Origin of the sequence: Corynebacterium sp. UBA2622, assembly GCF_002339505.1 — a bacterium.
Taxonomy (GTDB): domain Bacteria; phylum Actinomycetota; class Actinomycetes; order Mycobacteriales; family Mycobacteriaceae; genus Corynebacterium.
Genome location: NZ_DDJO01000001.1, coordinates 95,747 through 104,840 on the forward strand (window position 1 = coordinate 95,747; position 9,094 = coordinate 104,840).

The 9,094-nt window shown below is 68.3% G+C and carries 9 protein-coding genes; 6 read left to right on the forward strand and 3 right to left on the reverse strand.

The features are described 5' to 3' along the window. Positions 1-268: 268 nt before the first annotated feature. Positions 269-1,192 (forward strand): hypothetical protein, encoded by a 924-nt coding sequence (locus B3611_RS00425; RefSeq protein ID WP_291313107.1) that lies wholly within the window; start codon positions 269-271, stop codon positions 1,190-1,192. Here B3611_RS00425 and B3611_RS00430 read toward each other — a convergent pair. Further along, complete coding sequence (locus B3611_RS00430; protein WP_291313108.1) at positions 1,163-1,873, reverse strand: YaaA family protein; 711 nt, start codon at positions 1,871-1,873, stop codon at positions 1,163-1,165. The genes B3611_RS00425 and B3611_RS00430 overlap by 30 nt on opposite strands. 30 nt (positions 1,874-1,903) lie before the next feature. Between B3611_RS00430 and B3611_RS00435 the strand changes: the two genes are divergently transcribed. Next, positions 1,904-3,685: a proline--tRNA ligase gene (locus B3611_RS00435; RefSeq protein WP_291313109.1), complete on the forward strand. Its 1,782-nt coding sequence runs from the start codon at positions 1,904-1,906 to the stop codon at positions 3,683-3,685. Here B3611_RS00435 and B3611_RS00440 read toward each other — a convergent pair. After that, positions 3,669-5,591 carry an MMPL family transporter gene (locus B3611_RS00440; protein ID WP_291313110.1) on the reverse strand — a complete coding sequence of 641 codons (1,923 nt, stop codon included), beginning with the start codon at positions 5,589-5,591 and terminating at the stop codon, positions 3,669-3,671. The genes B3611_RS00435 and B3611_RS00440 overlap by 17 nt on opposite strands. 67 nt (positions 5,592-5,658) lie before the next feature. Further along, a complete protein-coding gene (locus tag B3611_RS00445) occupies positions 5,659-6,465 on the reverse strand; it encodes a hypothetical protein (RefSeq protein ID WP_291313111.1) in 807 nt (268 codons plus the stop codon). Positions 6,466-6,496: 31 nt separating this feature from the next. On the opposite strand from B3611_RS00445, the gene rimP reads away from it, so the two are divergent. The 4 genes from rimP to B3611_RS00465 form a co-directional block, all read left to right on the forward strand. Beyond that, a complete protein-coding gene (rimP, locus tag B3611_RS00450; RefSeq protein WP_291313112.1) occupies positions 6,497-7,045 on the forward strand; it encodes a ribosome maturation factor RimP in 549 nt (182 codons plus the stop codon). Next, on the forward strand, positions 7,042-8,043 hold the full coding sequence (gene nusA, locus B3611_RS00455) for a transcription termination factor NusA (RefSeq protein WP_291313113.1): 1,002 nt from the start codon (positions 7,042-7,044) through the stop codon (positions 8,041-8,043). Before rimP ends, nusA begins: the two co-directional genes overlap by 4 nt. A 171-nt stretch (positions 8,044-8,214) precedes the next feature. Then, positions 8,215-8,547, forward strand: coding sequence for a YlxR family protein (locus B3611_RS00460; RefSeq protein ID WP_291313114.1), 333 nt, complete (start codon positions 8,215-8,217; stop codon positions 8,545-8,547). Positions 8,548-8,655: 108 nt separating this feature from the next. Then, positions 8,656-9,094, forward strand: a 439-nt coding sequence (locus B3611_RS00465; RefSeq protein ID WP_291313115.1) for a translation initiation factor IF-2 N-terminal domain-containing protein, incomplete at its 3' end; no start/stop codon positions are given.

Sequence of the window (9,094 nt, forward strand, 5' to 3'; positions counted from 1 at the left end):
CCCGCCCCGCCCTGCCCCCCCGGTGACCCGGCAGCAACCGTGATATCACGTCCGACGCCCCGGGCGCCCACGCGACCTGTGCTTTTGCCGCCGAAAACCCGCGAAACGCGATATCACGGCGAACGCAACGCCCGGCCCAGCGCTCCCTCAACCACGAAACCGGTACCCGTGCAACCCGGCAGAGGCAAACCTGTGCACAACCCGCGCGGTTATCCACCGCCCGCCGCTCCGCACCGCAAGGCCCGGGCAAAGATGCCATCCTGTTGGCATGGATCGCATCAAGGGGAAGCAACTGGTGGACGGTTTGGTGGACATCCGACGGTGGACCAGGGAGGACGGGGGGATGCGGGACGCGTTGAGGAAGGGGCACCTCGTAAAGTTGTCCAGCCGCTATGCCGCGCCACGCCGCGTCCTGCGGGAGCTGCGCCAGTACGAGGCGAAATGGCTGGAAGCGGTCGCTGTCGGCAAGACCATGCCGAAGGCGGTTCTGTCGGGCCGGTCGGCGGCGCGGGTGCACGGGATGTGGGTTGTTGCCACGACGGAGGAGCCCGTTGACCTGGTACTGCCCTCGGGCGCGCCCCCGCCCAGGCACCAGTGGCCGCGGGGTTGCCGCTACTCACGGGGCAGCTACGTGCAGGACGAGGTCACCGATTGGGGCGCTCTGCGCCTCACCAGCCCGGTACGCACCGCCGTCGACATCGCGTTGCGCCACGGTTTCCGGGAGGGGCTCGTTGCCCTCGACTGGGTTCTCGCGCACTACCCCCGGGAAACGGTCGAGGCGGCCATTCTCGCCCGGGGCCGCGCCCGCAATATCGGCGTTCTGCGGAAAGCATTCGCGCACGCGGTCCCCGATTCGCGCTCCCCGTTCGAGAGCTACGCCCGCGCAATCCTCATCGAGGCGGGCCACCTGGGCTTCATCGTGAACGCCCGCGTCGGCCCGTACGTGGTCGACCTCTTGTGCGGGCGCCTCATCTGGGAGATCGACGGCGACACCAAATATGACGGGGCCACCTTCGCGCGCACCGATGACATGGTCCGCTACGAGCGCGAGCGGGAAAAGGACCTGCAGAACATGGGGTACCTGGTGCGCCGCATCAGCCCGGCCCAGCTGCTCGGCGACGAGCAGGAGTTCCTCCGCCTCACCCGCGCCGCGCTGAAGCTGCTAGACCACCAGAGTCAGCTGGCCGCTTGACACCTCGACCGTGAATCCCACGGAACGGGCCACCTCCGCAACTTCTGAGACCGACGAGCACGACGGTCCGAGCGCCAGGGCCCGGGCAAGCTCGCCCTTGTACTGCTTGTTGAAGTGGCTGACCACCTTCCGCACCCCGTCGGTGTCCGTCTCGACGCGCACCGTCACCGCCCCCGGCACGGGACCGAGGGAGTGGTACGCGCCGGAGCGGAGGTCGACGATGAAGCCGAGCCCCGAGAGCACCTCGCTTATCGACGCCCCCCAGCGCGCTCTCATCGTCGGCACGCCGCCGTCGCGGGCCGGCAGCTTGGACGAACCCGACAGGCGGTAGCGGGGAATGGTGTCGGTGGCGCGCAGCAGGCCGAAGAGCGCCGAGCCGATCAGGAGACGGCCGAGCGCCGGGTCGGGGAGGGTGTCGGCGCGGAGGGCGTCGTACAGCACTCCCGTGTAGCGGTGGATGGCGGGCATGACGGGTGCCCCGCGCAACGCCGCGTTCTCCCCGGCCTCGCGACGCTTCGAGGCGGGAAGCTTGAGAGCGGTCATCATGTCGTCGACCGGGAGGGCGGCGAGGTCGTCGAGAAGCGACGTGCGGATCGGGTCGAGGGTGGGGAAGGAGACCTCCATCGGGTCCGTTTCACCGCCCGGTGCCTTGGTCTCGGAAGGTGGGAGCACGATGAGCATGCCCAAAACCCTAGCGCTAAGATGACGCGCATGATTACACGCCTTTCCGAGCTTTTCCTGCGCACCCTGCGCGAAGATCCCGCGGACGCGGAGGTGCCCAGCCACAAGCTTCTGGTGCGTGCCGGTTACGTGCGCCGCGCCGCGCCGGGCGTGTACTCCTGGCTGCCGCTCGGTCTGCGGACCCTGCGCAAGATTGAGGGCGTGGTGCGGGAGGAAATGGACGCGATGGGGGCGCAGGAGCTGCTGTTCCCGGCCCTGCTGCCGCGCGAGCCCTACGAGGCTACCAACCGCTGGACGGAGTACGGCGACGATCTCTTCCGCCTCAAGGACCGCAAGGGCGCGGACATGCTCCTCGGCCCGACCCATGAGGAGATGTTCACCCAGGCGGTGAAGGACCTGTACTCGTCGTACAAGGACTTCCCGGTCACCCTCTACCAGATCCAGACGAAGTACCGCGACGAGGCGCGTCCCCGTGCGGGCATCCTCCGCGGCCGCGAGTTCGTGATGAAGGACTCCTACTCCTTTGACATGACCGACGAGGGCCTCGACGAGTCGTACGCAAAGCACCGCGCCGCTTACCAGCGGGTCTTTGACCGGGTGGGCATCCGCTACGAGATCTGCCGGGCCACCTCCGGCGCAATGGGCGGTTCCGCCTCCGAGGAGTTCCTCGCCTACTCCGACAACGGTGAGGACACCTTCGTCATCTCCACGGCGGGCGACTACGCCGCCAACGTCGAGGCGGTTGCGACGGTCGTTCCGCCCGAGGTGGACATCGAGGGCCAGCCGGAGGCGGTCGTGCACGTCACGCCGGAGTCCGAGACCATCGAGGCGCTCGTTGCATGGGCGAATGCGGAGGGCATCCTCATCGACGGCGAGCCTGTCACGGCCAAGGACACGCTGAAGTGCATGGTGATCAAGATTGACGACCCCCGCAAGCTTGACGACGACGGCCAGCCCGTCGGGCCGGCCCTCGCGGCCGTGCTCATCCCGGGCGACCGCGAGCTGGACGAGAAGCGCCTCGAGGCCTCCCTCGAGCCCGCCACCTTCGAGCTCGCCGGCGAGGAGGACTTCGCCGCCCACGACTTCCTGGTCAAGGGCTACGTCGGTCCGCTGGCACTGCGCGCCAACGGGGTGCCCGTCTACGCCGATCCGCGCGTCGTGCGCGGTTCCTCGTGGATCACGGGGGCGGACGAGAAGCAGCGCCACGTCGTCGGCCTGGTCGCCGGGCGCGACTTCGAGGTCGACGGATTCGTCGAGGCCGCGGAGATCCGCGAGGGCGACCCCTCGCCGAGCGGCAACGGCACCGTCGAGCTTGCCCGCGGTATCGAGCTGGGCCACATCTTCCAGCTCGGCCGCAAGTACACCGAGGCGATGGACGTGCAGATCCTCGATGAGAACGGAAAGCGCGCTGTCCCCACGATGGGCTCCTACGGCATCGGCGTCTCTCGCATGATGGCCGTCGTCGCCGAGCAGCGCCACGACGAGAAGGGCCTGGTGTGGCCGGTCTCGATCGCGCCGTACCAGGTGCACGTGGCCGTGGCCAACAAGGACGCGGCGGCGATGGAGGCCGGGGAGAAGCTGGTCAACGACCTGGATGCCGCCGGCCTCGAGGTCATCTTCGACGACCGCCCGAAGGTCTCGCCGGGCGTGAAGTTCAAGGACGCGGAGCTCCTCGGCATGCCCTTCCTTGTCATCCTGGGCCGCTCCTTCGCCGACGGGATCGTGGAGCTGCGCATCCGGGGCGGGGAGACCCTCGAGGTGCCCGCGGATCAGATCGTCGAGAAGCTTCTCGAGCTCATCCGCGCCGCGTAGCTTCGCGTCCGCGGGCGGGCCACCAGAACTTCTCGCCCAGCAGCTGCACGGCAGCGGGAACGACGAGCGTGCGCACCACCAGGGTGTCCAGAAGAACACCCAGGCAGATCACTATGCCGATCTGGGCCAGCACCACGAGCGGGAGCACGCCGAGGGCCGCGAACACGGCGGCGAGGAGAATGCCGGCCGAGGTGATCACCCCGCCGGTGCTGGACAGCGCGCGCAGGATCGCCTCGGGGGTGCCGTGTTCCTCCGCCTCTTCCCGCGCGCGGGTCACCAGGAAGATCGTGTAGTCGATTCCCAGGGCCACGAGGAAGACGAAGGCGTAGAGCGGCGTGCTCGAATCGAAACGCTCGAAACCGAAGATGTGGTGCGAGACCCACCAGCCCAGCCCCAGGGCCGCGACGTTCGTCAGCAGCACCGAGGCGGTCATGACGAGCGGTGCGGTGAGGGATCTCAGGATCACGATGAGGCTGAGCAGGATGAGGATGAGAACCGCGGGAAAGATGACCCGCCGATCCTCGCCCGCGGCGGTTTCGGTGTCAAACAGCTCCGCGTCTGGCCCGCCCACTCTCGCGTCGATCCCCTCCAGGGCCGTGCGGATCTGCCCGGTGTCTCCCCCCGAGACCTGGAGCGAACCCTCGGCGGGGGTGACGGAGAGCCCCGCGGCCTCCAGTGCCGTGGTGGCTTCGTCGGGGGAACCGGTGGAGACGATGGCGGGCGTGGCGGAGGCGTCGGGGAACTTCTCCCCGAGGGCCTCGGCGGCGCTGATGGATTCGGGGGTGTCGATGAACTGGTCGGATTGCGTCAACCCGGTGGTGACCTGCAGCGCACCGAGGCACATCACACCGAGGGCAACGAGGGCGGTGGCCAGGATGGCGGCCGGGCGGGCCCTGACATAACCGCCGACGCGGTCGAAGAGGCGGTGCTCCACTCCTTCCCCGACCTTCGGCGCGCGCGGCCAGAAGATCCACCTGCCGAAGAGCACCAGAAAACCGGGGAGCACAAACGCCCCGAAGAACAGCGCCACGGTCACACCGAACGCCGCGGCGGCGCCGAGGGCCCGGGTTGTCGGCGTGTGGGAGAAAAGAAGACAGAGTACGCCCAGCACGACCGTGAGGGCGGAGGCGCTGATCGTTTTCACCGTGGGCAACCAGGCACGCGACATCGCCCCGAACCGGTCGTCGTGGCGGGTGAGTTCGTCCCGGTAGCGGGAGATAAGCAACAGCGCGTAATTCGTTCCGGCTCCGAAGACGAGCACGGAGAGAATGCCTCCCGTCGACTCGTTCCACTGCATTCCCACGGCGTCGAGGAAGCGCGGGTAGGTGGCGGCGACAAGCCGGTCCGCCACTCCGATAACCAGCAGCGGAACGATCCAGAGGATCGGGGAGCGGTAGGTGAACACCAGCAGCACCGCCACGATGACGGCGGTGACCGCCAGGAGCTTGAAGTTGGCCCCGGAAAAGACGCCCGACAGGTCGGCATTGATGGCGGCCGGGCCGGTCACCTGCGATTCGACGCCCGGAGGCAGGTCGGAAGATGCCCGCTCGCGGAGCGCCTTAACGGCGTCAACGTTTCCGGAGAGCGTTTCGGACGTCACGTCCACGGGCACGATCGCGGCATCCATCGCCTCGTCGGGGATGAGCGGGCCGCCAAGCTCACCGGCTTTCTCCCGTAGCTCACCGAAGGTGTCCGGGGTGAGGCCGGTGTAGAGCACGACCGCGGCGGAGGATTCATCCCCGCTTTCACCGCGTTCAGCTGCCACGCGGGTGGAATCGAATCCATCCGGCAGCATCGCGGTCGCCGACTGCGGCGCCTCTATCGGGCCGAGGGAGATGAGAAACGCGGCGAGGCCGATCAGTATGAGGGACGCCCAGCGCATGGTGCGGATGAGGGATGGTGACACTCCGGCTCCTTGATTCGGGGAAGATACCACCATCCACGTTAACCTCCGCCAGCTTAACGACGCCCCGTCACCCGCGCTGGGCCTGCGCGGCCAACGCTATGGCCGCTTCCATCCACGTTTCCGAGGACGCGTCCGCCGCCGTACGGCGCCACCCCGCCACGAGGCTGGAGGCGGAGTCCTCCACGAGGCGAACGGCGGATTCGGCGTCGGTGGGCTCGTCGGCGGCGCCGACCTCGTAACCGGCCGCCGGAACGGGAACGGGCCCGGACCCCCCGAGCAACCCGGTCAGGTAGGTCCGCCGCTTCTCCCCGGCGCCACGGAGCGCCCCGATCCGGGCCCTGGTGTCCGCGTCCGCGTAGGAGTTGGCAAGGCTGAGGGCGTATTCGGCGGCGTACTCGCGACGCAGCATCTCGCGGGCGGCGTCGAGGTCGGACTTGTTGTCCACCTTCACCGCGGGAAACTCCACGGGAGCAACCGCCGCCGCATCGACTGCCTGGGCCACCACCATGTCGACGGAATCGCGTGGCAGGACGGCGGCTGCGCGGGCGGCCTCGGCCGGCGCGTCGTGCGAGAGCGAGGTGACATAACGGGAGCCGGAGGCGTCGCCGGTTCCGCGGTCCACGGCGCAGGATTTCGGAGGTTCGCCGGCGGGATCGGTGCCGCACAGGCGGGCAATCTCGCCGTAGAGCTGGTCCGCCTGGTCCGAACGCAGCCGGGCGGCCGCGGGATCGTCGGCAAGCGAGCGCGCATCCGCCTCCGCCTGCTGGGCGAGCCCGAGTATCTCCTTGTTCGGGTGGGGGCCGAGCGCGTCCGCACCGGAGCACGAGGCGAGCAGCAGGCACGCCGGGATGATCGCGAGGCGGGAGATATTCACGGCGGAAACCGTACACGATAGGCTGAACACCATGGCATTTCCCGGAGTCGAGACCCTCACCGAACTCATCCGCCCCCTCGCGGAACGCAACGGAATGGACGTCGAGAGCGTCCGCACCGTCAAGGCGGGAAGGAAGTCGCAGGTGGTGATCGCCCTGGACTCCGACACCCACCCCACCCTCGACGAGCTCGAGGCCGTCTCCACCGAGATCGGGGAGCTTTTCGACGCCCACGAGGACGCGGGGGAGGTCAACTTCGGTGCCGGATACACCCTCGAGGTCACCACACCGGGCGTGGACCTGCCCCTGACGCTGATGCGCCACTGGCGCCGCAACCGGGGCCGCAGGGTGAGGGTGGGGGAGGACCTCTACCGTATCGGTGCCCTCGACGAGACCGCGGGAACCGTCGTGCTCGTCGGCACGGGAAAGACCCCAACAGTGCACCTGCGCACGGTTTCCGAACTGCCCCCGGCGGTGGTAGAAGTGGAGTTCAACAACCCGCCCGCAGCCGAGATGGAGCTGGCGGAGAAGTCGTACGACGAGGCCGCGTCCCTGGCCTCCGATGGAGAGGAAGACAAGTGAATATTGACCTCAGCGCGCTCAAGGCCATCGAGACGCAGCAGGGCATCCCGGTCGACGACCTGCTGACCACGATCGCCGAGGCCCTCCTCCGGGCTTACCGGGAGTACCGCGAGGCGCCGGCCGCCCCCAACGAGAGGGCGCGCGTGGACATCGACACGGACACCGGCGACGTGGCCGTCATCCTCGCCACGCTTGGCGACGACGGCGAAACCGTCTCCGAGAAGGACGTCACCCCGGTGAACTTCTCCCGCTTGGGTGCTCCCGCCGTGCGCAGCGCCATCGTCGACCGGATGAGGGCGATGGAGGCGGGCCGCGTCTTCTCCGAGTACTCCGAATTCGAGGGCAAGGTTGTCTCGGGCGTCGTCCAGCGCGACGCGAGCGCCGAATCCCGCGGCATCATCGTGGTCCAGCTCGGCACCGAACAGGACCCGCAGGACGGCATCCTCCTTCCGGCGGAGCAGATCCCGGGTGAAAAGCTCACGCACGGCGACCGCGTCAAGGCCTACGTCGTGGGAGTAAACCGGGGCGACCGGAAGGTGCAGATCAACCTTTCCCGCACCCACCCGGAGCTCGTGCGGGGGTTGTTCGCGCTCGAGGTGCCCGAAGTCGCGGACGGCACCGTCGAGATCGTCTCCATCGCCCGCGAGGCGGGCCACCGCTCCAAGGTCGCGGTGAGGGGAACCGTCAAGGGTGTCAACGCGAAGGGTGCGTGTATCGGCCCGCGCGGGGCGCGCGTGACCACCGTGATGAAGGAGCTCGGCGGGGAGAAGATCGACATCATTGACTACTCGGAGGACCCGGGCCAGTACGTGGGGAACTCCCTCGCTCCCTCGAAGGTGGTGCGCGTGGAGGTACTAGACCTGGAGGCCCAGACCGCGAAGGTGACGGTGCCGGATTACCAGCTCTCCCTCGCCATCGGGAAAGAAGGGCAGAACGCCCGCCTCGCCGCCCGCCTGACCGGGTGGAAGATCGACATCCACTCCGACGCGGCGGAGTAGGCGGGCCGCGGTCCCAGGCAGCCTGCCTGAAGGGGGAGTACAAAAACCGCGGAAAATGGCGTAAGGTGAACTACGGCTTAAAACACGCTGACCATGTCGGGCCCACGGGGCCTGCTGTGAGGGCGTGGCGACGTAGGCGGGCGCACTGACGCACCCGCAGGAAGGACGTGGATGAACTCGAGTGACCGGGCCGGAAAGGCACGCTCAACTCCCGTTCGAACACGCACGTGCATCGCCACCCGCCGCACGGCACACGATTCGGAGCTGCTGAGGCTCGTCGCGGACCCGGAGGGGACCGGGCGGGTGCTGGCGGATCCGGCGCGCTCACTTCCCGGAAGGGGAGCGTGGATCACCCCGACATGGGAGGCGTTCGAGCTGGCGGAGAATCGTCGGGCATTTGCCCGCGCTCTCCGCATGACCACTCCGGTGGATGTCGGTCATGTACGGACGTACCTCGCGGAAACCGCGGGAGACCCACCACAACCAAGGAAGACCGAACACTGATGAGAACGCAACCATGAAGCAGCATCAGCGATGAAAGTCACTGCCAAAGTCTAGGGGTCAGCAGCCTTCCGCGGCCGTTGCCCTCTAGCACCAACCAAGAGGAGACACGTGCCCGGAAAGCTACGCGTACACGAACTTGCAAAACAGCTCGGCGTAACAAGTAAGGAACTGCTCGCCACGCTCAAGGAGCAGGGCGAATTCGTCAAAACCGCATCGTCGACCATCGAACCGCCGGTGGTCAAGAAGATGAGGTCGTTCTACGGGGAGAAGTCCGGCGGCGGCCAGACCGACACCAAGTCCGGTTCGGCAGCCCCTCAGGCTGGCGCCCCTAAGCCCGGTGGCCCCAAACCGGGTGCGCCTAAGCCGGCGGCCAAGGCCGCCGAGGCAGCGGCATCCGCCACTGCTGCCACGGGTGGAGCGAAGCCGGGGGCCGCGAAGCCCGCCGCCTCCAAGCCTGCCCCGGCGGCCGCCAAGCCCGCGGCCGCCAAGCCCGGCACCCCGGCGTCCCCGAAGGGTGCCCCGCAGGCCCCGGCCGCCACCAACGCGC